At 62.4% G+C, this 23719-nt stretch carries 13 protein-coding genes and 5 pseudogenes; 15 read left to right on the forward strand and 3 right to left on the reverse strand.

Translation table 11 applies throughout. From position 1 onward, the window contains the following. Positions 1-39 precede the first annotated feature (39 nt). A complete protein-coding gene (locus BSZ14_RS15140; RefSeq protein ID WP_076711555.1) occupies positions 40-4101 on the forward strand; it encodes an RHS repeat-associated core domain-containing protein in 4062 nt (1353 codons plus the stop codon). Positions 4102-4104: 3 nt separating this feature from the next. Beyond that, positions 4105-4383, forward strand: coding sequence for a hypothetical protein (locus BSZ14_RS19425; RefSeq protein WP_076711556.1), 279 nt, complete (start codon positions 4105-4107; stop codon positions 4381-4383). Between the two features lie 267 nt (positions 4384-4650). Here the strand turns inward: BSZ14_RS19425 and BSZ14_RS15150 are convergent, their stop codons facing one another. Both BSZ14_RS15150 and BSZ14_RS15155 read right to left on the reverse strand, forming a co-directional pair. Continuing rightward, a complete protein-coding gene (locus BSZ14_RS15150) occupies positions 4651-5865 on the reverse strand; it encodes an aspartyl protease family protein (RefSeq protein ID WP_076711557.1) in 1215 nt (404 codons plus the stop codon). A gap of 14 nt (positions 5866-5879) precedes the next feature. Continuing rightward, on the reverse strand, positions 5880-6512 hold the full coding sequence (locus BSZ14_RS15155; protein ID WP_198930532.1) for a recombinase family protein: 633 nt from the start codon (positions 6510-6512) through the stop codon (positions 5880-5882). A gap of 143 nt (positions 6513-6655) precedes the next feature. On the opposite strand from BSZ14_RS15155, the pseudogene BSZ14_RS15160 reads away from it, so the two are divergent. Both BSZ14_RS15160 and BSZ14_RS15165 read left to right on the forward strand, forming a co-directional pair. Beyond that, a pseudogene (locus tag BSZ14_RS15160) lies at positions 6656-9625 on the forward strand (Tn3 family transposase). A gap of 492 nt (positions 9626-10117) precedes the next feature. Further along, positions 10118-10402: pseudogene (locus BSZ14_RS15165) on the forward strand (integrase core domain-containing protein); the annotation flags it as partial. Positions 10403-10574: 172 nt separating this feature from the next. Here the strand turns inward: BSZ14_RS15165 and BSZ14_RS20345 are convergent. Continuing rightward, positions 10575-11042, reverse strand: a complete 468-nt coding sequence (locus BSZ14_RS20345) for a DapH/DapD/GlmU-related protein (RefSeq protein WP_083748282.1) — start codon at positions 11040-11042, stop codon at positions 10575-10577. A gap of 173 nt (positions 11043-11215) precedes the next feature. Here BSZ14_RS20345 and BSZ14_RS19040 point away from each other — a divergent pair. From BSZ14_RS19040 to BSZ14_RS15230, 11 genes and pseudogenes are all read left to right on the forward strand, one after another. Next, positions 11216-11859 (forward strand): annotated as a pseudogene (locus BSZ14_RS19040) (IS3 family transposase); the annotation flags it as partial. Between the two features lie 56 nt (positions 11860-11915). Then, positions 11916-13180, forward strand: a pseudogene (locus BSZ14_RS15185) (IS256 family transposase). A gap of 41 nt (positions 13181-13221) precedes the next feature. Next, positions 13222-13716, forward strand: a pseudogene (locus tag BSZ14_RS15190) (IS3 family transposase); the annotation flags it as partial. A gap of 301 nt (positions 13717-14017) precedes the next feature. Continuing rightward, on the forward strand, positions 14018-15424 hold the full coding sequence (locus BSZ14_RS15195; protein WP_158069220.1) for an O-antigen polymerase: 1407 nt from the start codon (positions 14018-14020) through the stop codon (positions 15422-15424). A gap of 90 nt (positions 15425-15514) precedes the next feature. Continuing rightward, positions 15515-16600 carry a glycosyltransferase family 4 protein gene (locus BSZ14_RS15200; protein WP_076711561.1) on the forward strand — a complete coding sequence of 362 codons (1086 nt, stop codon included), beginning with the start codon at positions 15515-15517 and terminating at the stop codon, positions 16598-16600. 44 nt (positions 16601-16644) lie between these two features. Beyond that, on the forward strand, positions 16645-17715 hold the full coding sequence (locus BSZ14_RS15205; RefSeq protein ID WP_076711562.1) for a glycosyltransferase: 1071 nt from the start codon (positions 16645-16647) through the stop codon (positions 17713-17715). A gap of 44 nt (positions 17716-17759) precedes the next feature. Next, positions 17760-18881, forward strand: a complete 1122-nt coding sequence (locus BSZ14_RS15210) for a glycosyltransferase (protein WP_158069221.1) — start codon at positions 17760-17762, stop codon at positions 18879-18881. A gap of 4 nt (positions 18882-18885) precedes the next feature. Beyond that, positions 18886-20007, forward strand: coding sequence for a GumK N-terminal domain-containing glycosyltransferase (locus BSZ14_RS15215; protein ID WP_076711564.1), 1122 nt, complete (start codon positions 18886-18888; stop codon positions 20005-20007). After that, positions 20004-21221, forward strand: a complete 1218-nt coding sequence (locus BSZ14_RS15220; RefSeq protein WP_076711565.1) for a hypothetical protein — start codon at positions 20004-20006, stop codon at positions 21219-21221. The genes BSZ14_RS15215 and BSZ14_RS15220 overlap by 4 nt, the downstream gene beginning before the upstream one ends. Positions 21222-21518: 297 nt before the next feature. Next, positions 21519-22976 carry an O-antigen ligase family protein gene (locus tag BSZ14_RS15225; protein ID WP_139330484.1) on the forward strand — a complete coding sequence of 486 codons (1458 nt, stop codon included), beginning with the start codon at positions 21519-21521 and terminating at the stop codon, positions 22974-22976. Next, entirely contained in the window at positions 22973-23719 is a 747-nt protein-coding gene (locus BSZ14_RS15230) for a polysaccharide biosynthesis/export family protein (protein ID WP_241823779.1), read from the forward strand. The genes BSZ14_RS15225 and BSZ14_RS15230 overlap by 4 nt, the downstream gene beginning before the upstream one ends.

Raw genomic sequence — 23719 nt, forward strand, 5'->3', positions numbered from 1 at the left:
CGAACCGGCCTCGTGCCAGTATCGTCACATGACATCGTCATGGCTGTAGGCCTTGCTGCTATCCAGAAAGGCCAATCCGTCCCCGGTTATGCCGCCATCAGCAAGGTGACCGCGCAACAGCGCTTACTCTTCTTCGAGGGCAAGCGCGCCGCGCGGGTCACCGATACGGCCGCCTGCACCAAGCATCCCGGCAGCCCGCCCTCCGCGATCATCGAGGGCAGCCAGACGATCTTCATCAACGGCCTGCCCATGGCGCGGATCGGCCACAAGCTGTCCTGCGACGCGGTGGTGCAGCAGGGGTGCGAGACGGTCTTCGGCGACAACACCACCGGCAGCTATGGCACGCCCGACGCCGAATTGTCGGTCGCCGAGCAGTTGCTGCTGTCGGTGGCCGAGGTGGTGGGAATGCGCTCCGCCGTTCGCCAGGGCGGTTTGCTCGACGGGCCGCTCCGCCGACTGTTCGGCGAGCCCGTCGACGTGGTCACCGGCGATTATGCCGATGCACGGGTCGATTTCGAATATCCCGGGCTGCTGCCGCTCCGGCTGGAGCGCACCTATCCGGGCAGGATGCGCGTCGAGGGGCTGCTCGGCCCGCGGTGGATCTGCAACTGGTCGCAGCGGCTGTCGCTCGACGCCGAGGCGGGCACCGCGCTGTTAGAGGATGCGGGGGGCCAGCGGCTGGTCTTCGCGATCGGTGACGGCGCGCATGTCGAGGCGCGCCACCTCAAGGCGCCCTATTACCGGCTGACCGGCCCGCGCGAGGCGCTGCGCCTGTATGACAGCCGCAGCCAGCACTATCTGATCTTCGCGCCGACCCGCGACCCCGCGCGGATGCTGATGGCGGGGATCGAGGATCGCAACGGCAACCGCATCGTCTTCGACCGCGATGCCGAGGGGCGGCTGCGCGGGGTGCGCGTTCCCGACGGCACGCGCTTCCGCGTCGACACCACGCCGCAGGGCTGGCTGAGCGCGCTGTGGATGGAGGGCGAGCGCGAGCCGCTGGTCCGCTATCGCTATGACGCGGCCGGGCATCTGCTCGATGTGCAGGGCGCGTTCACCGGCGAGTTCCATTATCGCTATTCGTCCGAAGGCTGGCTGAACGGGTGGCAGGACAGCGGCTCGACCCGGGTCGAGATCGCCTATGACGCGGCCGGACGGGTGACGGGGACGCGCACCGGCGACGGCATGTTCGACGACCGCTTCCTCTATTTCCCCGAGGAACGGCTGTCGCGCTATGTCGACGCCACCGGCGCGGTCACCAGCTTTCGCTATGACGCGAATAACCTGGTCGTCGAGGAGATCGACCCGCTCGGCGCGCGCACGGTCAGCGAGTGGGACGCGCTGGAGCGGCTGCAGCGGCGTATCGACCCCGCCGGGCGCGAGACGCGCTTCGCCTATGACGGCGACGGTCGCCTGATCGCACAGACCGACTGGAGCGGGCGCAGCGTGACCTGGGCCTATGACCGCTGGGGTGCGCTGGCCGCCTTTGCGGCGCCGGACGGCGCGGTCCGCTGGACCCGCGACGCGGCGGGCAACATCATCGGCTGGACCGGGGCGGACGGGGTCCAGGTGACCGCGCGCTATGACGAACGCGGCGCGCTGATCGAGGAGCATGTCGCCGGTAATGGCCCCACCCGGTACGAGAATGACGCAGCCGGGCGTCCGGTCGCCCGCCACGATCCGTCCACCGCCTCGGCGAGCGAGCGTGTCACCCGCTATCGCTGGGACCGGTTCGGACGGTTGCTGGAGCTGACCGATCCCGCCGGGCGTACCAGTGCCTGGGACTATGAGCGCTCGGCCGACAATCCCCGCGGCGCGGTCAGCTGGGCGCGCACCCCCGATGGCGGCGAAACCCGCTTCGCCTATGACGGCGAGGGCCTGCTCGCCGCGCGCATCCGGGGCGATGGACAGGCGACCCGTTTCGTCCACGGCGCCTTCGACACGCTGCGCCGGACGATCGATCCGTTGGGGGCTACAACCGGCTTCGCCTATGACGGTGCGGGGCGGCTGGCGACGATCACCAATGCGGCCGGACAGGCCTGGCATTTCCGCTATGACGCGGCGGGGCGACTGGCGGGGCAGGGCGACTGGGCCGGGCGGGAGACGCTCTATCACCGCGACGCGCTGGGTCGGGTTCTGGCCAAGCGGATGCCCGACGCAACCGAGCAGCATTTCGAATGGGACGACCGCGACCGTATCACCCGGGTGATCGCGGGCGAGGACGCGATCTCCTATCGCTATGACGACGCGGACCGGCTGGTGAGCGCGACGACCTGGCGGCTGGTCGACGGCGTGCCGCGGGCGATCGCCGATGTCGGGCTGCGCTATGACGACAAGGGGCGGCTGGTCGCCGAAGAGCAGAACGGCATCGCCGTCACCTATCGTTACGACGAAGCGGGACGCTGTGTCGGGCGCACCAGCCCCAGCGGTGAGACCGCGCTGCGCTTTGACGATGCCGGGCTGCTGCGCCGCTATGAGAGCAACGGCCATGCGCTGCGTTTCGCGCATGACGCCAGCGGGCTGGAGACGCTGCGCGAGGCGGCCGCGATTGGGACACGTACCGCCTTTCAACTGACCCAGGCCTATGACCCTGCCGGACGACTGGCGGAGCAGCGGGCGGGCGGGGTCGCGGTCTTCTCGGGCACACCGCCCGCGCCCGGTGAGCTGGTGCGCCACTATGACTGGGATCGCGCCGGGCGGCTGGCGGGGATCCGGGACGCCGGCACGGGCACCGTCCCGGGCGAGACGCGCTTCCATTACGACCTGCGCGACCAGACGGTCGCCGTCGAGCGGCCCGGCGCGTGCGAGGCCTATCACTACGACGCGCTGATGAATCTGGCCGAAGGGTTGGCGGGCGAGCATCGTTACTGGTGCGACTGCGTGGTGGAGGCGGGGCCGAACCGCTTCCGCTATGACGCGCGCGGTCGGATGGTCGAGCGTATCCAGTCCGAGCACGGCTTTCGCCCGCGCCGCTGGCGCTATCGCTGGGACGGGTTCGACCGGCTGGCCGAGCTGGAGACGCCCGACGGCGCGCGCTGGCGCTACAGCTATGACGCCTTCGGGCGGCGCGTGGGCAAGGTGCTGCTGGGCGGCCCGAGCGCGCGGCGGGTCGATTATGTCTGGCAGGGCACGTCCCTGGCCGAGGCGTGGCATCGCTCGGGGCATCACTCGGGCGAAGGCGAGGGGGGAGAACGCCTCTCGATCGAACGCTGGCATTTCGAGCCCGACGGCCTGCGCCCCCTGGCCAGGGAACTGGTTCCGGCGGGCGCGGATGCCGAACCGGTGCCCGCGGAAGCCCAGTGGCTGCCGATCGTCGCCGACCAGCTCGGCGCGCCGCACGCGCTGTTCGACGAGGACGGCCAATGCCACTGGCGCGCCGAGCCGGAGCTATGGGGCCGCACCCGCACCGCCCGCGCGCTGCTGCGCGAACGCGGGGGCGCTGGTCTCGGCGCGGAGGGCAAAACCACCCCCTGTGCGTTGCGCTTCCCCGGGCAATGGGAGGATGCGGAAAGCGGGCTGCACTACAACCTCAACCGCTATTACGACCCGGATACCGGCCAATATCTGTCCCCCGACCCGATCGGTGTGGACGGCGGCCTGCGGACCCATGCCTATGTGCATGATCCAATCCGTTGGGGTGATCCTCTCGGATTAGCAGCTTGCACACACTTTAAATATAATCAGGTTCATAATCCCGGCCCCCTTGCACAACTTCGCGGCAATCCGGCCAGTAATTTTGCGGGAGGCCGCTACAACGCAACAATACTTGCCGATGACCTTGTATTGTACCGCGGAGGTGAGGCCGGAAAGCCTCTTGGACAATGGTTTACTCGAGAGCCGCCAAAATCGGTAGCACAGGTTCGAATCGACTCTGCGGTAAAACCACAATGGATTGATCCCAAGACTGGTGTATATACAGGATCATCCCCCATAGATAACGTATATACTGTAACAATTCCCAAGGGCACGACGATATATGAAGGGCCTGTTGGTTATCAAGGAGGCATATATTTGGGAGGACCAGGAACCAACCAAGTTTTCGTTCCTGAACCTTGGAAGATTCCAGGCGTTCAAGTCACAGGCACATCACCTATACGGTGAATCATGATTAGTCTAAATTCAAAAGCTCGCCTACTTTTCCAGGAAGCGCATGATATTTTGAAATCTCAGGGCGACAAAAATTGGATAATAGGCATAGAAAACGCGCTTAATGAATTAGATGCCGGCAACACGGACGGAGCCGGATCTATATATCGTTCCATGGTAGCTGGAGGACGCGGTTTTTCCGAATATAGTATATGGATAGATGACTACAAAGAAAGGTTAGATGCAAATCAAAGGCTTGATGAAATAAGAGATGAATTATGGCGTATATTTAAATAGACAATGGCATTGCCAAATTTGTAAATTAATATTTTTTAAAGTAATTTGATAAGTCAAATTACAATTTACACCTCATTAATGTGAAGAATTTGGGAGGTTGATCATTTACCATGTTCAATAAGATAATACCCTCCTAAAGGGCATTATCTTATTAAATACAAAAGGCTCTCGCCTAGTGCGGTTTTCGCCGGAGCTGAATGGGGTCATCGCAGAATCTCTTCACCCGCGTACGCTAAGGGCTGATCGGCGTTGGGATAGGAAGCCGCGTCAGTAAAACTCCCGCAGCGTGATTGATAGGATACGGCCGTCGCACATCGTCAGCGGAATCACCTTGCCCGCTGGCCCCAAACTCCATGTTCTGAGCGGCGACTGATCATCGGCCGTGATCCTCGTTCCGTCGATCGCGCAGATGCGGTCGCCAGCGCGCAACCTCAAGGCTTCGGCCGGGGAGCCCTTCATCACATGGACGATCTGCAAGTCGGCGTCCGACCATACTCCCTGTATGCCGGACATGGTGATGGGAGCGGGCGTCGGGGGAATGGATCGGGGCGATAGGATCATCACCCGCTGCCCGATGTCCAGGAAGATATTGAAGCGGTCGAGCAGCTTCATGCCGATGCGGGCTTCGTCTCCAGGAACAAGCGGCGCTGGCTCGAACATCATGGGGACTTTGTCGAATACCTTACTCCCGAACCGAACGCCGTCGACGCGGCCCAACTCCGACAGGATCACATCGCCGCTCAAACCGGTGGATGCGATATCCGTCAGACGCAGTGGCACATCCGATGCGTGCCAGGCATCCTTGGTGATCGCCATGCTGGCGTCATCTCCGGTGTCGATCATGACGGGCGACAGCAGGCGTTTTCCAATGAAGAGCTTTGTGCTCAATCCGCGTCTGCGGTCGCGCAGTTCGACCGGCACGACATCCCCCGAAGGACGCGGCGAGCCGCTAGGCTGAAAGCGAATACGATGCTTGTCGAGGTCCAGCGTGACGGCATAGGCTGACAGGAAGTCCACACCGATCACGGCGTCGATCGGTGTGCCCGCCGTCGACGACAAGGGGCTGAGGTCCGCAACCTGAACGGCACCACCGGCCTGCTGAAACCCGGCAATCTGAAGTCGGTCTATGGGCGCTATAAAGGCTTGCACCGCATCACCGCCCATCGCGCGGATCTTCTGATAAGGCTGAAGCTGCAGACCGTGTCGTGTCGCCCAGTCGGCATCGATTGTAGTCGTCGGGGCACCGGTATCGACCATCGCCATCAGACGCTGACCGTTCAGCATGATCGACATGATGACGAGGCCGTCCACATCCGCGTTCAGCTCGATCCACCGATCCTGTTGCTGGGGATCGACGGAAGCCACGCCGCGCCCGAAGGATTGCGGCAGGGAAGTACTCTGTTGGTGCTGGGCCAAGGCTGGCGTTGCCATCAATACCACCGACATGGCGAGGAAGCGGTATGCGGCCCGTATTTTCGGCATTCTTGCGATCCTCACTATACCAGTGATCGTGATTTGCGCTTCAACAGCTTCTCGCCGTCCGATCTGATCTCTCCCTTCGGGCCGACGAAGCGGTAAAGCGTCTGGCGGGTGATGCCGAGTTCGGCGCACAACTCGGCGACCTTCGTTTCAGGCTTGCCCATCGCTGCCTGGGCGAGGCGTAGTTTGGCGGGCGTCATCTTGAACGGGCGACCGCCGCTGCGTCCGCGAGCACGCGCTGCGGCGAGGCCCGCCTTGGTCCGCTCGACGATCAACTCACGCTCGAACTCGGCCAGCCCGGCGAAGATCGCGAAGACAAGCCGACCGTTGGCAGTGGTGGTGTCGATCGACGCACCCTCGCCGGCGAGCACCTTGAGTCCGATGCCGCGCTTCGTCAGGTCGCCGACCAGATTGACGAGATGGCGCAGGTCGCGCCCCAATCGGTCCAGCTTCCACACCACCAGCGTATCACCATGACGCAGCGCCTTGATGCACGCATCCAGCCCCGGCCGGTCGTCGCGCTTGCCCGATGCGGCGTCGGTATAGAGGTGATGCTCCAGATCTACCCCGGCCTTCGCCAGCGCGTCGCGCTGGAGGTCGATGACCTGGCTGCCATCCGCCTTCGACACCCGCGCATAGCCGATCAGCACCGTCACTTTAACGAGCGTCCACGTGACAGACGACGGCAGCACCGCAAAGCGGCGCCATACTGTCACTTAACAAGTCACTCTGTCTATGTCGTATCAACGTCATCACGACATGATTGTGTGACATCAGGGGGAACAGGGTCAAGATGGTCGCGCAAATCCTGTCACCGGCGCAGCGCGCCGCATTGTTCGATCCGCCATCGGACCACGCCTCGATCGAGCGGCTGTACACGCTCGGTCCCGACGATCTTGTCGAGGTGTTCCGGCGCAGACGTCCCGGCAACCGGATCGGCTATGCGGTGCAGCTTGGCTACCTCCGCCATCCCGGCCGGGCGATCGAACCCGGTGAAGCACCGCCTCAGGCAATGCTCACGGTGCTTGCCGCGCAGATCGGCTGCGCTCCGGATGCCTTCACCGACTATGCCGCGCGTGACACGACGTTGCGCGAGCATCGTGCCGCGATCGAGCGCCGGCTTGGCCTTCGCTCTTTCGAGCGCGCCGACCGCGGCATGGTCTTCGCGACCGCTGGCAAGGTGGCCGCATCCACCGACCGCTGCGATGCCATCGTCGCGGCCATGGTCGAACGGTTGCGCGGGGCGGGTGTCGTGCTGCCGCTGCTGGCTGTTCTCGAGCGGATCGCGCTGGTCGCACGCGCGGAAGCGAGACGGCAGGCGTTCGCCCGGCTCGGCCGCGACCTGACGCCGGACCAGGTAGAGCGGCTCGATGCGCTGCTGCGGGTCGGGGGAACACCCACCCGTTCGCCGCTGGCGTGGATACGCGACTGGCCGGAAGCGCCGGGTGCGGCCAATCTCAAGGCGATCGTCGAACGGCTCGATCATGTCCGTGGCCTTGGCATTGAGGCGGAGCGTGCACGGCGCATCCATGCCAGTCGCTATGCGGTGATCGCGCGCGAGGCCGCAATTATGACCGCCCAACACCTGGCCCGGCTCGAAGACCGTCGTCGCCTCGCCACCCTGGTCGCCTTCGCGATCGAGATGGAGGTGGCGCTGACCGACGCCGCCATCCTGATGGTAGAAAAGATGGTGGGCGCGATGTTCCGGCGCGCCGATCGCACGCGGTCGGAGCGGCTGATCGAACAGGCCCGACTGTTCCGCGACACCGCCCGCCTGCATATTCGCCTCGGGCGGACGCTGTTCGACGCACGCAGCACCGGAAGGAACGCGCTGGCGCTCGTCGACGAGCGGATCGGATGGCCTGCGCTCGAACAGAGCATGCGTGCGGCCGAGGAACTGACCCGTCCGGGCGAAGATGGCTTAGACGAGGTGGTGGAACGTTATCCGGCGGTTCGCCGCTTCCTGCCGACCTTCCTCGTCTCGTTCCGCTTCCGGACGGCCCGCCCCGGTGATCCGCTGCTCGGCGCGGTCGAATTGCTCCGCACCTTCTACGCGGACGGTCGGACGATCCTGCCGCGCAAGGCACCCCTGTCGTTCCTGAAACCCAAATGGCGTCGCATTGTCATGCCGCCTGATGGCGCGTTCAATCGGCGCGCCTGGGAGATCGCCGTGCTGGTCCATCTGCGCGACCGGCTCGCCTCGGGCGCAATCTGGGTGGACGGCAGCCGCGCCTATCGCACGCTCGACGATTATCTTCTGCCGGCCACGGCCTTCGCAACCATGCGCGCCGAAGGGCAGCTCGGCCTCGCGGTGAGCGGCAGTGCGGCCGACTGGATCGCCGTGCACCGCGACCGGCTGCGCCAGCGCATGGACGAAGTCGAGGCCGCCGCGGCCCAGGGAACGCTGCCCGATGCCGCGATCGAAGACGGCCGCCTGACCATCTCGCCGCTGCGGCGCTCGACACCCGACGAGGCAGAGGAACTGAAGGCCCGCCTCTATGGCCTGCTGCCGCGCATCCGCATCACTGATCTGCTCGCCGAGGTTTCGACCTGGACCGGCTTCGCCGATCGCTTCGTTCATGCCCGCACCGGCATGGCGGCGAGCGACCAGCCCGCACTGATGGGAGCGATCCTCGCCGATGGCACCAATCTCGGCCTGGCCCGCATGGCGGAAAGCTCGCGCGGGCTGACCCATGCCCGGCTGCTGTGGACCGCCGAATGGCATATCCGCGACGAAACCTACGCCAGCGCGCTCGCCGCGATCGTCGATCACCACCATGCCCATCCGCTCAGCCGTTTATGGGGGCCGGGTGACACTTCGTCATCGGACGGGCAGTTCTTTCGTGCGGGCGGGCGCGGCGAGGCGCGCGCCGATCACAATGCCCGCTATGGCAGCGAGCCCGGCGTGCTGTTCTACACCCACATCTCCGACCGCTTCGCGCCCTTCCACAGCAAGGTCATCGCCGCCAATGCCGGCGAGGCTCCACACGTCATCGACGGCCTGCTCGACCATGAAAGCGGTATCGCGATCCGCGAGCATGCGACCGACACCGCCGGCGCCGTCGATCATGTCTTCGGCCTGTGCCACCTGCTCGGCTTCCGCTTCGTGCCCCGCATCCGCGACCTTGGCGAACGCCGCCTCTATGCCATGAGCGACCTAGCACCCTGGCCGACGCTGCGACCCCTCATTGCCGGACCGGTCAACCTGCGCGCCATCGAGGAGGATTGGGACGAGACGCTGCGGCTTGCCGCCTCGATCCGGGCCGGCACCGTCCGCGCATCGGTGATGCTGCGCAAGCTCGCCGGCTATCCCCGCCAGAACCCCGTCGCCCGCGCGCTGCGTGAGATCGGACGGGTCGAGCGCACCCTGTTCATGCTCGACTGGCTCGACGATCCCGATCTGCGTCGGCGCACCAACGCCAACCTCAACAAGGGCGAGGCCCGCAACGCGCTCGCCTGTGCCGTCTTCTTCAACCGCCTCGGCGAATTGCGCGACCGCACCTTCGAGAACCAGTGACATCGCGCTTCCGGCCTCAACCTGATCGTCTCGGCCATCATCCTGTGGAACACCGTTTATCTCGACCGCGCCGTCCGCCACCTGCGCGAGCGCGGCATCGACGTGCCCGACACCCTGCTCGCCCATGTCGCCCCGCTGGGCTGGGAGCACATCAGCCTCACCGGCGACTATCTGTGGAACGAAATCGACAAACCCCGCGAGCGATTCAGGCCGCTGCGGACGACGGGATCACCGGCCCGCCCTTAGCGTACGCTCAGAAAGACATTCTGCGATGACCCCAGGTAGCCGTTTTCCCGAAATATGTTCCCGATTGCTCATTCCCGAAATGGCCCGTTTGAGACGGAGAAATGGGACGATCCAACGACACGAAAGGAACCCGCCATTGGCATTTATCCGGAACGGATAATGTGAGCAGAAAATCCCGATTGCGAGCAGCGCCGGATGATGGCGAGCACGCTGGCAGCTAATTTGAGCAAAATGCCACCCGTCAGTGGCAGATAGCGTGAGCAGAGAATCGCTCCCATGGCGAGCAGACGCCGCTATGTTTGCGAGCCTCTACACGTAGAGGTGAGCTTGGTCATGGTCGGTCGGTCTCCAAAGTGTTGTCTCGGCAACTTTACTTTAGATACCTGCTGGCCAGCCATGGCTGGCCCTGATGAAGCCTGCGGCCGCTTCGCGACCTTGTCTTCATCAGGGCCATATCGGCTCCCGAACCAGCGCTTCCCGATGTGCTATGACCCAGAGTTCATATCGAAGGCGCCTGACCGCTGGGCATACGAGAATGGCGTCACGCTGGACTTCAGCCGGCCGGGCAAGCCGACGGACAACGCGTTCGTAGAGTCGTTCAATGGCCGCCTTCGGGATGAGTGCCTGAACACGCACTGGTTCCTGTCGCTGGAGGACGCGTGGGCCAAGATCGAGGCCTGGCGGCGAGACTACAACGAGAGCCGCTCTCACATATCGCTTGGCTGGCTGACGTCGGCCGAATATGCTGCTGCCGCGGCCAAGATCGCGGCCGAATGAACGCCGGAAACTCACCCTCGACTTGGATGAGAAACCGGGGGACCCTCAAACGTCGGTCGGTCTCTGGTTGCCGCTGGATGAAAGATTGGGGTCACGTCACGCCACACCCGGACACCTGTGGCCCACCCCTGCAGTGAAACAGGAAAGCCGCTACGCCTTAGTCAAATTGACGTTAATTTTGCGCTGAAAGAGATCGAATTACCCCAGCTGGCACTCCGGCCACGATTACGTTAGTGGGAACGTCTTTTATAACTATTGCGCCAGCGGCAATTACACTTCCAGCACCAATTGTAACGCCAGGTAAAACTGTCACTGACGCGCCTATCCATACTCCATCAGCTATTGCCACAGGTTTCGTAAAGAGGTCATGGCTAGCGCGGCATTTCTCATCATTGGTTATATGGTGAGAAGAAGTTATTATTGTCACCCGTGGACCAATACGGACGTTGTTGCCTATTATGACGCCTCCATCGCCTTCAACAAGCAGGCCCTTGTTGATGAATACGTCAGTCCCGACTGCTAATCGGCAGTTCGTCAAATTTACGCCGCTACTGATGTAACTTCTTGCGCCTATGCGCGCACGGATCAGGGCTGCGCGACGGACATACCAAGCCAAACGGGTGCTAACGCGGCGAAGCATGGTCCACCGCTTACGCGATCACAATTGATCATTCAAGACCAGTTTACAAGTAGTCCAGCCATGCACAACGGAATCGCTCCGGCACAGTTGCGATGTGGCTCGGGGAATGAACATCGCGGATAAGTGGATTGCCGATCTGACAGTGGCCATGGTGGCCGCGAACAGGAGGCAAGATGAGCAAGCGACCCCGGCGTAAGCACAACCCGGCGTTCAAGGCGAAGGTGGCGTTGGCTGCGGTGAAGGGTGAGAAGACGCTGGCTGAGTTGGCGCAGCAATATGATGTGCACCTGAACCTCATCAACCAGTGGCGGGCACGGCTGCTGGAAGGTGCGGCTGACGTGTTCGGGTCGGAGCAGTCCGCGGTAGAACCGGCGGTCGACGTCGAAGTGCTGCATGCCAAAATCCGCGAACTGACGCTGGCGAATGATTTTTTGTCCGGTGCGCTCGGGAAGGCCGGTCTGTTGCCGAGCGCAAAGCGATGATCGACCGCAGTTCTGTGCTGCCGCTGGTCGCCCAGGCGCGGCAGCTCGGGATCAGCCGCGGCAGCATCTACTATCTGCCACGCGCCGTGCCGGAGGCCGATCTGGCTATCATGCGGCGGATCGACGAATTGCACCTGCTCTACCCGTTCGCGGGTAGCCGGATGCTGCGCGACCTGCTTCGGCAGGAAGGCATGTCAGTCGGCCGGCTGCATGTCGCGACGCTGATGAAGCGGATGGGGTTGGAGGCGATCTACCGTCGTCCGAACACGTCGAAACCGGCACCGGGGCACAAGGTCTATCCCTACCTGCTGCGCAAGCTGGCGGTGACGAGGCCGGGACTGTCAGGAATTTCGTGTGTGGGCGGGCATAACGGGAAGGAAGGAGGCCCGATATGTCCCGACGCAAAGAGCCGGCGATACCGAACGAGCTTCTGGATCAGTTGTTGGCCGGCGGTGACGCGGGCACCGCTTTGGCGCAGGGAGGGCTGCTGGATGCGCTGAAGAAGGCGCTGGCCGAGCGTGCCCTGAACGCCGAGATGGATCACCACCTGGCTGGGGAAGACGGAGCTGGCAACTCGCGCAACGGCTACGGCCGGAAGACGATCACGACCGATACCGGCAAGCTGGCGATCGACGTACCGCGCGACCGGCAAGCCAGCTTCGACCCGCAGCTGATCGCCAAATACCAGCGGCGCTTTCCAGGTTTCGATGAAAAGATCGTGTCGATGTACGCGCGCGGCATGGGCACCCGGGAGATCACGGGGCACCTACATGATCTGTACGGCATCGACCCCGGCCTTCGCCGGGGCAGGCTGTGTCGCCCGATCTGATCTCGACGGTGACCGACGCCGTACTCGACGAGGTGGCGATCTGGCAGCCGCGGCCGCTGGGTCCGGTCTACCCGCTCGTCTTTTTCGACGCCTTGCGGGTGAAGATTCGGGACGAGGGCATGGTGCGCAACAAGGCGATCCACATCGCCCTTGGTGTCCGCGCAGCCTGCCCCCGCGAAGGCGGGGGGTGCCAAGGAGGTGCTGGGCCTGTGCTGGAGCAGAACGAGGGTGCCAAATTCTGGCTCAGGGTCATGAACGAGCTCAGGAACCGCGGCACCCAGGACATCCTGCTCGCCGTCGTCGACGGGCTGAAAGGCTTTCCCGAGGCGATCACCGCCGTGTTTCCCGACGCCGTGGTTCAAACCTGCATCGTCCACCTGCTGCGCAATTCCATGGATTTCGTATCCTGGAAGGACCGCAAGGGCCTGGCGAGCGCGCTGAAGCAGGTCTACCGCGCACCCAGCGCCGAGGCGGCCGAGCAGGCGCTGACCGCATTCGAGGCCGGTCCCCGGGGCACCCGCTACCCCGCCATCGGCCAGAGCTGGCGCCGCGCCTGGGCCGAGGTCATCCCGTTCTTCGCCTTCCCAGACGAGGTCCGGCGGATCATCTACACGACAAATGCCATCGAGGCGCTCAATTCGAAGCTGCGCCGGGCGGTTCGTGCCCGTGGGCATTTCCCCAGCGACGAGGCTGCCGCCAAGCTGCTCTACCTGATCTTGAACCGTTCGGAAAAAGAGTGGAAGATGCCGCCACGTGAGTGGACCATGGCCAAGGCCCAGTTCGCCGTCATCTTCGGTGAACGCTTCATCAAGGCCATGGCGGCGTAATGTTCATCCGCCCGCCCACACACCAAATTCCTGACACTCCCACGAGGCCCAACCAGGTGTGGGCGACGGACATCACCTACGTGCCGATGGCGCGCGGCTTCGTCTACCTCGTCGCCATCGTCGACTGGTTCACCCGGCGCGTGCTGGCGTGGCGGGTGTCGATCTCGCTGGATGCCGAATTCTGCATCGAGGCGCTGGAGGAAGCGCTCGCCCGCTATGGTAAGCCAGCGATTTTCAACAGCGACCAGGGCTCGCAGTTCACCAGCACCGCGTTCACCGCCGTCCTCCTGCGCGAGAAGATCGCCATCAGCATGGACGGGAAAGGCTGCTGGCGTGACAACGTGTTCGTCGAGCGCCTCTGGCGCTCGGTGAAATACGAGGAGGTATACCTCAACGCCTACGCCTCGGTCCCCGAAGCCCGCGGCAGCATCGGTCGCTACATCGCGTTCTACAATGCCGTCAGGCCGCATTCCGCGCTTGGCGGCCGCACGCCCGACCATATATATTTTCAACAGCCGCTTCTCGCAGCGGCATGATCAACGAGCGGCTGTCCACTTATCCAGACCGCAAGCCTGTTCAGGCAAACCGGGCCACCTCTGTTTGCCCATATCATCAGCGTCGTCTCCATCTGGACGACGATGCTTTGTGGTGCGCTTTGCCGTGGCGTTAGGGAATTGGCTAGTGCCGCTGGCAGCTGCTGTCTGGCACCTCGTTTGGTGCTGCGGTGATCGGTGCGCGTATAGTCCGCACCTCCCTGACGCCGTCGACCTTTTGCACGCCAATCTGCAACAATCCTGCCGGGGGCATCAGTGAGGAAAAGGTCTATCGTTGTAACCCATGAAGCCGCGACCGGGCGATGCGAACCATCTCAAGCGCTGCCGCGCTTCCTGTGATGCCTCTCTTTACCCCCAAGGAAGCGCTGCGTATGAGGCGCGTATGCTTAAGATCGCCACGCCTGCCGAAGGCATCGAGATGCGCTGGTGGCATTCACCGGCATTATTGATGCTGTATTTTGTGGTGCCGTTCTTTCTGCTGATTGCGGCGATCACTCCCTACGTAATCGAAAATGCGCCGGTCCTCGCATCGCGGGTGGTATTCCTCGAGCCAAGTTACGTGTTCGGCAGCCTCTGTCTTTTCCTAGCGTTCGTGGCAGGTGCAATTCCGGGGGGGCGCAAGGCCTTCAATCGTAAGGTGAAGCTAGGTGATGGCTGCCTCGATTTTCTGTTCTACGTAACGGTCGTGGCCTATCTGATCTGGTTCGGACCGCTGGTCCTGTCCCAGCCGGGGCTCATTCTCGACACGATCCGCGGCACCGTCGGTGCGATGTACGACGTGCGCGACAATGCGCAGAACATCTCGGGGGTCACTACCGCGACGCAATTTGGTATTTCCTATGCAATCATCTACGCGATTAAACAGTTCCAGGACGGCGAGCGCCTTCCAGCAACCTATCACTGGAAGATGGCGATCATCATACTACTCGCCATTTTTCGCGCTGCGGCTTTTTCTGAGCGCATAGCAATCGTCGAGATTGCGATCCCGGTTTTTGCTGTCTATGTAACCGGGCGTAATTTTTCACAAATTATATTCCGCCTTGCAATTAGGCCTTTCCCTTTTGTTCTTTATACTATTGCACCAGTATTTTTTGCAGTTTTTGAGTACCCGCGAAGCTGGATTAATCATTATATTGAATTATATGACAATTTCCCACATTTTGTTGTCGATCGCTTTATGTTGTATTATGTTACATCTTTGAATAACATATGCGCGATCATGGAATATTCGCCAAACCCGACTTACAGCGGGGGGTGGACTCTTAATTGGCTATATAGGTTCCCGGTCATCGGGAAAATTTTATCTGGTGAATCAAGAAATGGTGATGCCACTGGTCCGTATTCTTGGTTTCTTGATTTTTTAAATATATATGCTTCTCCCGAATATAATAACACAACTGGATTTCTTACAGTTGTCTATGACTGGGGATGGTTACTTGCTATCATTTTCATGGCCGCCTATGGCGCAATTGCAGGCTTCACCTTTGCCTCCTTCCGGAGCGGGCGAGGAAGACTACGCTATGTATATCCGATTGTACTTTATTCCATCTTCGAAATTTTGCGCATCGGCTACATCTATGATGGCCGTGCGGTCGCGGCAATAATCGGGGTCGGGATCGCCTTGGCCATTTGGGCCAAACCTGTGACAGACGACGTCATCGTCAACAGTCAAGCGCGGTTGAGCCAGTAGCGATCAAAGGCAAGACAAGCGTAAATTGCCGCTACCAATAAAGATCGGCCATCTCCCGTATTTCGCCAACCTTCCCCAAATTGGAAAACCATGCGCGTTCTTATCAATGGTCGTTTCCTCGACAAGCCGGTCACCGGCGTAGAACGCTTCGGACGCGAAGTGACGCGGGCGCTCGGCATGCTCAAGGCCGCTGGAGATGCTCGACTCGACGGGCTCGACCTGCTCATCGTGCGCCCGCAGTCCAATTCGCCTGCTCTTACCCCGCTCATCCCGGAACTGCGAGTTGGAGAATCCGGGGGGCAGCTATGGGAACAATGGCATCTGCCGCGTTCGGCACAGGGCCGCGACGTTATTCTCAACCTATGCAACATGGCGCCCTTCGCGTCGCGACGGAACATCACCTGCGTCCATGACGCGCATCCCTGGTTGATCCCACAGAACTTTTCGTGGCAGTTCCGCAAATGGTACGATCTGGTCATCCCACGGATCATCGCGACCAGTGCCCGTTGGACCACCGTGTCGCGCTTTTCGGCGGACAAATTGGTCGAGCTCGGGATCGCCAATCGGGCGCCTGATGCGATTACCTACAATGCGGCAGACAATTTTGATTCGGACGTTGATACGGGCACAAAGAGACTGCTGCCTGAAGGCGTGCGCTCACCATACGTGCTTTGCCTCGGCAGCCGGTCGGCAAACAAAAACATCGGCATGATCGCTGGTATCGCACCGCACCTCGCCGAGCGCGGCATCTGTGTCGTCGTTGCAGGCGGTGGTAATGCCAAGGTGTTTGGTGGAGGGGTGCGGGGGGTTGAAGATAATGTTGTTAACCTTGGCTTCGTGTCGGACGAGACGCTCGCTGCATTGTATTGCCAAGCCTCTGCCTTCCTATTTCCCTCGCTTTACGAAGGGTTTGGGGTGCCGGCGATCGAGGCGATGAAGTTCGGCTGCCCCGTCATCGCCTCAGACAGTTCAGCACTTCCTGAAGTGTTGGGCGATGCCGCAATTCTGCTGCCACCGCATGCGCCCGATCGTTGGTTGGATTCAATCCTGACGCTTCATGATGATCCGGTACGACGCGCAAAGTTAGTTGGCAAAGGACATGAGCGGGTCAAGCAGTACAGTTGGAAGGGATCGGCGCTGGCCTTCGCCGCGCTTGCACAGGACATGATGCGATGAGCGACCCAGCTGGCCTTACCGTGCTACATGTCTGTGAATGCCTGATGGGTGGGACGGCGAGCTACTTCGAGGAAATCATTCCCGCTCAGATCGCTCGCTATGGCGCCGGACGGATCGCGCTGTTAGCCCCAAGCAGCGAACTTGCAGCCTTTCCTACGATAGAAGGCCTCGTTCGCTTGGACTATCGGCAGGATCGACGGTCGCCGGGCGCGCTGGCCCGATTGGGCCGGGCAGTACGGCAGGCCCTCACGATCCGTGCGCCCGCGCTCGTACACCTGCACAGCACCGTTGCAGGCGCGGTCGGTCGCATTGCATTGCAGGGCCTGCGCCGGCGTCCGCCCGTCGTCTATTGCGCGCATGGGTGGATGATCGATCCGGATCGTGAAACGAAGCACAATGGTGCGCTGGTAGCGATGGAGCGCGGCTTGTCGCGCCTGACCGACCGGATCGTCAACATCTCTCCGCACGAGACACGTTTTCTGGCGGCGCAAGGCTTCGATCCGGCCCGCATGACGCTGATCGTATCCGGAATCCGCGACCGTGCGCCAGCGCCCTTCACCATACGACCCGATAGCGATGGTGGTCCGATCAGGCTGCTCTTCATCGGCCGGCTCGACCGGCAGAAGGGGTTCGACCTGCTGCTTGCCGCCTTACGCCACGTCCCCCCGGGTAAGGTCAGGCTGACGGTGATCGGTGCGGCCCTGAAGGGCGGCGAGCCCGTCGACCTCTCCCATCCGACTATCGATCACAGGGGCTGGCTGCCGCGTGAGGCGGTCGCAGAGGTGATTGCGGACGCCGACGCAGTGGTCATGCCCAGTCGGTGGGAGGGGCTGCCGCTGGTCGCGCTGGAGGCGATGCGCGCGGGCCGTGCGCTGATCGCAACGAATGCCGGTGCCTTCCCCGACCTGATCGAGGACGGGACGACCGGACTTCTCGTCGACCATCATGATCCACGCTTCCTGGCCGATGCGCTCGCCCGCGTCGATGCCGATGCCCTGCGCCGGATGGGACTGGCGGCGCGCGACCGATTCGTCAGCCGATTCGATGCGGACCGGATGAATCACGATCTGCTCGCGCTCTACGACGAACTCATGTTGCCTGAGGCGCGACCATGAGCGGCGGTCCGTCTCCTGCCCATTCTGTTCGAGGGAGCGTACGCGTGATCGATGCTCATTCTGCTCTTGGTGTCGCCCGTCGGCGGCTCAAGGTGGCCTATCTGGTTCCGCCTTCGTCGCATTTTGCAGGCATCGAGCGTGTTACCCACGATCTCGCGTCCGCGTTGACCGAGCAGGCGGACGTACCTGCCGACGTCACAGTGTTGTATTTCAACGATTATCCCGAGACGCGCGAGGCACCATATCGCCGGATCGTGATGGCGGGCAACCGCGTGCGGCAAGTGCCGCGCGCATTGTATTCCGTCGCGGCCCGTGAAAATTTCGACGTGATCGTGATCCCGCAGTTCGAGATTGCGATCCTGTGTCTCACTTACAATCGTCTGCACGGGCGCCGCGACCGCATCGTGCTGCATCTCCACGGCAATCCTGATATCGAACGCGCTACATCGGTAAAAGCGCGGTTGCTGTTTACCGTCTTCAGGCTGGCGCCGCGCTTGTTCGCAGGGATCGTCGCGGTATCGCCAGCGCTCGCGCGGGCTACGGAGCGGATGCTGGGCGGCGGGCGCGTCGACTATCTGCCAAATCCAGTGCGGCAGTTGCAGCCTGTGATGCGCACCGACGATGCCGCGACGCGAGCGCGCTTCGTGTCGATCGGTCGACTCGCCCGCCAGAAGGGACATGACATCGCCATCCGCGCGATGCGGATCGTGGTGGATGCGCGTCCCAAAGCGCGGCTCACTATCCTGGGCGAGGGCGAGGAGCGCCCGGCGCTCGAGACATTAATTGCGCAGCTTGGTCTAGCCGGCCATGTTCATCTGCAAGGGGTTGTCGCCGATCCCACTGCCGCGCTCGCCCGCGCAGGAACCTTCGTCATCGCATCGCGGTGGGAAGGGTTCGGCGTCGTCATCGTCGAGGCGCTAAGCGCCGGCCTGCCGGTGATCGCCGCCCGCTGCGACTTCGGGCCGGAGGACATCCTGACCGCACCCACATTGGGAACGCTCGTGCCGCCCGAGGATCCCGCCGCGCTGGCTGCGGCGATGATCAACCGGATCGACGATCCCGCTCCCAACGAGCCCGACGAGCGGATCGCGCATGCGGCGCGCTATGCCCGCGCCGCAGTGGTGGGCCAACACGCCCGCTACCTCGCGCATATGGTGCGGGCGTAGCACGATGATCCGGTTCGATCCGCCCTTCCTCATCGTCAGTGCGACGCACGACTATCGCACCAAGCGGCGCGTCGACCTGCACTTCATTGCGGACGAACTCGTCCGGCGCGGTGAAACGATGTTCTTGTCGACGCACCTCAGTCCGCTCTCGCGACTAAAGGGACGCGACCGGCGCTTGGCGCTGGCACCGGGTGCGGATCGCGCCGCGAACGGGGTCGAGACCTATCTATGGCATGCGCCGCTACATCCGCTCAATGTCCGGCCCCCCGTCTTCGACCTTTGGAACCGGGCCGCCAGCCGGCTGTACGGCCGCGCGATGCCGGCGGCTGTCACAGCGATGATCGCACGAGCCCGCACGATCATAGTCGAATCCGGCGGCTCGGTCGCGCTGATCGACGAGATTGCCCGCCACAACCCGCAGGCGGTGATCATTTACAGCGCATCGGACACGTTGGCGACGATCGGCATGGCGCGCTTCTACGACCGGGCCTTGTGCAGATCGGCGCCGCGTATCGCTTACGTCCGCCTGCCCTCGGCCCGCATGGCGCGGGATCATGCTTGTATCCGCCGCCAGCGAATCATCCCGCACGGTCTCGACGAAAGCTTCTTCGCCGGAAACCTCGTCGATCCCTATACGCGGCACCCGGCCGCGGTGTCGGTGGGGTCTATGTTGTTCGATCCAGCTGTCTTCGATGTCGCGGCGCGTGCGTTTCCGCACGTCGATTTCCACGTCATCGGGTCGGGACACGACGGCAGCGCGCTGGGGCCGCATCATCCCAATCTTCACTGGATCGCGGAAATGGGGTTCGGCGACACCATTCCGTACATTCGGCATGCCGATATCGGAATCGCACCCTATCACTCCGCGTTGGACGCGGCTTATCTGGTCGACACCTCAATGAAGCTGATGCAGTTCGAGGCGGCGGGCGTACCTGCAGTCTGCCCGACCTTCGCACAGGGCGGGCGGATGTCGCGGTTCGGCTATACGGTGGGCGATGCGGACTCGATCGTGCGCGCTGTCAACGCTGCTCTGAAGCAGGGCAGGGGAGACGTCGACCGACCACGAACCTGGGCGCATGTCGTCGAGGAGATGCTGGCGCCACTCCACGAAGATGTGCCGGCATGAAGCTGTCGCGGCTATTATTCGTCCGCCTGATCGCTGGAGGCATCGGTTTCTTTCCGCCGCTCGCCGCGGCCGTCGCACTCGACCCCCGGCAATATGGTCTCGGCGCGAGCGTGTTTGCGATGGGCCTACTCATCGTCGGACCGCTCGCCCAATATGCGAGTCAAGGCTATATGCGCGCGCTGCTGCTCCCTGAGCGGCCGCAGATCGCCGCCTCGCACATCGTGCTCGCCTTTATGGCACTTCTCGTACCTGCTCTCGCAATCCTCCTGCTAATTGGGGCCGTAGCGCCGATCAGCGCAGCACTGTTCCTCTTCGTCGTCTTTGCTCTGACGATCTGCCGGTTGGAGGAGGTGCGCCAGGTCGCGGCCGAGCGGCAGGTCCTGTCAGTCCTCTTCTTCTATATCCTGCCGCCGTTCCTCGTCACGCTCGCCTTTGCAGCAGCGGCGCTGCTGCACCTGCTCCTACCTTGGCCTGCGATCACCGCGATCATGGGGGCCTGCTATCTGCTGCCTGCGCTCACTTCGATCCTGATGCGCGGTGGGCGTATTTCGAGCGGCCTTGCGACGATGCGCCAGCAACATCTACGCACCTTGTGGGTGGAAAGCCGTACCTTTCTCGCCAGCGGCATGGTGAGTGCGGCGAGCGAAACCCTGCCGACACTGGCGCTGACGTGGCTCGGTGTGCCCCAGCGAGTTGCGACGTTCGAGGTGGTCCGCAAGCTGTCCTCGGCGATCTCCGTCTTCCTGCACGGGCTGGCGATCGCCTTTGCGCCGCGGCTCATCAAGGCGGTGGCTGCGGACGATATGCCACAGGTGATCGGCGTGATCCGTCAGAATGCGAAGCTATCTGCGCTGTTCGCACTTGTTTACATCCCGCTCGCGGTCGTCGGCATCGTCGTCCTCGGCATGCTTCACTGGAGGACGCTGACCATCCCGGCCGGCATCGCCGTACCGCTGTTCGCCAGCGCGCTCGTCACCTGCATCGCCGCCCCGTTTGGCATGGCAGTCGCGGCCTTTCACCGCGAGCACTGGTGGATCGTGGGCGGAGGGATCGGCCTTGCCGGCTTCTGTGCCACGCTGCTGCTCGCGCCCGCGGTGGGACCGATGCAAACAGTGGCCGTGGCGGTGCTGATCCAGAATATTGCGCTCAGTGCGACCATCACGAGCGTGATCGTCCGGGCAGTTTGTGAACGGTTGCGCATGTCATGCACATAGACCATTGGTATCTTTTCGGAAATGCCGCGGCGAAGCTGGACTTGTCGAGGCCACATGACGTGCATCTGACCGGTGAATGTCATGTGCCGTATGCTCGTCGTGTCTTGGCAAAACGGCCATTACAGGCGCGGTCAAACGCTGAAGCGGGCCCACCGGGATCTTGGTCCCGAGCTTTAATAGCACATCATTCCCAAGCAATTGGAAGGATGTGGGCCAGGTGAATCGTTGCCGCTTCGTCAGCTGGTTTTCCTCCCGTTTTAAGGAAATTCTCCACTTCTCCCGAAAAATTCCAAACGATTGCTGGCGAAACTCGCTCGCTGGCGAGTTTCCAAACCGGCTTCGATCGTCTACCGGGTCGCTATGCACATGCATCGCCTCACTGTAGGACGCGCCAAGCCTTCGTGGGCGATGGTGCTGCTACTGATTTTGCTTGTCACGCTTTGGATTGCGGGGGGGGGCTCACGAGCCAACGTACCTGGGCAGGCGGTCGTGCGCGCGATCTCCACCCTGTGTCTCGTGCTGTTCTGCCTAACAGGGCCGCTGGTATTCGACACCCGTACTCGCCCCGCCATGATTGTGCTGATCGCCTCCGGGCTGATCGCACTGCTTCAGCTTGTACCACTACCACCAGTGGTCTGGACAACCTTGCCCGGACGTGCGCCCTTTCTAACCGCAGCGCGTTTGGCCGGCGAACCGCAACCCTGGCGCCCGCTCGCGATCGTGCCATCAATGACGCTTAACGCGCTGCTCTCACTGATCGTACCATTTACCGTACTGTGCCTGATGGCTAGAATCCATCGGCGTGAGGATTCGCTGCTCATCAAGACACTACTCGGCTTTGTTCTGGTCTCTGCATTGGCGGGCCTGTTGCAATTTTCGGGCGGGGCCTCCAATAATCCGCTACTCAACGGAGTTGGTGAGATCAGCGGCAACTTTGCCAATCACAACCACTTCGCGCTACTTCTGGCTATCGGCTGTGTGCTTGCGCCGGCATGGGCATTTTGGGATGGTCGGCAGTCCGGCTGGCGGGCACCCGTCGTATTGGGGCTAATCCTCGTCTTCACCCTTACCATCTTGGCCAGCGGATCGCGCGCTGGCACGGCGCTCGGCATGATCGCGCTGGGCCTCGCACTACTGTTTGCTTGGCGGCCCTTGCGCCGAACGCTCACACGCTATCCGCGCTGGGTATTTCCGGCCCTTATTGTTGGCACAATCGCCTTGGTCGCGCTCGCCGTCGCACTCAGCGTCGCAAACGATCGTGCGATGTCGATTGACCGTGCGATGACCGTTGATGTGCATGACATGCGCAGCAAGGGTCTGCCCGTTGTGCTCCGTATGATCCACGAATACTTTCCGGTTGGTGCTGGCCTCGGTGGATTCGATCCGTTGTTCCGAATGCACGAACCATTTACACTGCTGAAGCCTACTTATTTCAATCACGCGCATAACGATTTTCTCGAGATTGTGCTCGATACCGGGGTCGTGGGAGTAATCACGCTGCTGGCTGCGATCACTTGGTGGCTGATGGCGAGCCTGCGGGCCTGGCGCAGCGTGGGAGATCGGGAGGGCACCCTTGCCCGACTGGGCTCGGCCATGCTCCTCCTTGTCTTGCTGGCCAGTATCGTCGACTATCCGGCTCGAACCCCAATCATTATGGCCGTGATGACGATCGCAGCCGTTTGGTTGGGCGGACAGACTAGTCCCCACCAAGGCACTAAAGACGAAACTTTACCTCAGTCCTCCGGGGTCGTATGATCTCACGTCCTCATCCGGAACATTCGAAATCCATGCGAAAAATTTGCTTTGTCTTGCCGATTGCCCTTGTCTTGGCGGCATGCGCGCATGAGAAACCGCTTGCCTCTACACCGCGCCTGACCGTGGTTCAAGATAGCAAGACGTTGCCCCCGCCTAATCGCACCGACCTGACCGCGGCCGATCGCCCGGCTCTGATTGGTCCGCTCGACACCATCCAAGTCGATGTGTTCAACGTTCCCGAGCTCACCCGTGAGCTGCAGGTCGACGCGAGTGGCCGCATCGCCATGCCACTTGCTGGCACGATCGACGCCCGCGGCCGCACCGCCAGCGAACTCAGCCGCGCGATCACCACGGCGCTACGCGCGCATTACGTCCGCGACCCCGAAGTGACCGTCAACATCCAGAGTTCGGTCAGCCAAGTAGTGACAATCGACGGTCAGGTGGTCGAACCTGGTCTCTATCCCGTCACCAACCAGATGACGCTATTGCGCGCCATCGCCTCAGCCAAGGGATTGTCCGAATTCGCAAGGCAGGAGGATGTCGTGATTCTGCGCACCGTCGACGGCCACAAGATGGCGGGCCTCTATAATGTCGCCGCGATCCGCCGCGGTGCTTATGACGATCCGGCGATCTACGCCAACGACATCATCATCGTTGGCGATTCACCACAGCGCCGCCTGTTCCGTGACGTCGTGTCGCTCTCCCCGATCATTGCCGCGCCGCTCATCGCGCTGCTGCAGTAA

The sequence above is a fragment of the Sphingomonas sp. Sph1(2015) genome, from assembly GCF_001970915.1.
In the GTDB taxonomy this organism is placed as follows: Bacteria; Pseudomonadota; Alphaproteobacteria; order Sphingomonadales; family Sphingomonadaceae; genus Sphingomonas; species Sphingomonas parapaucimobilis.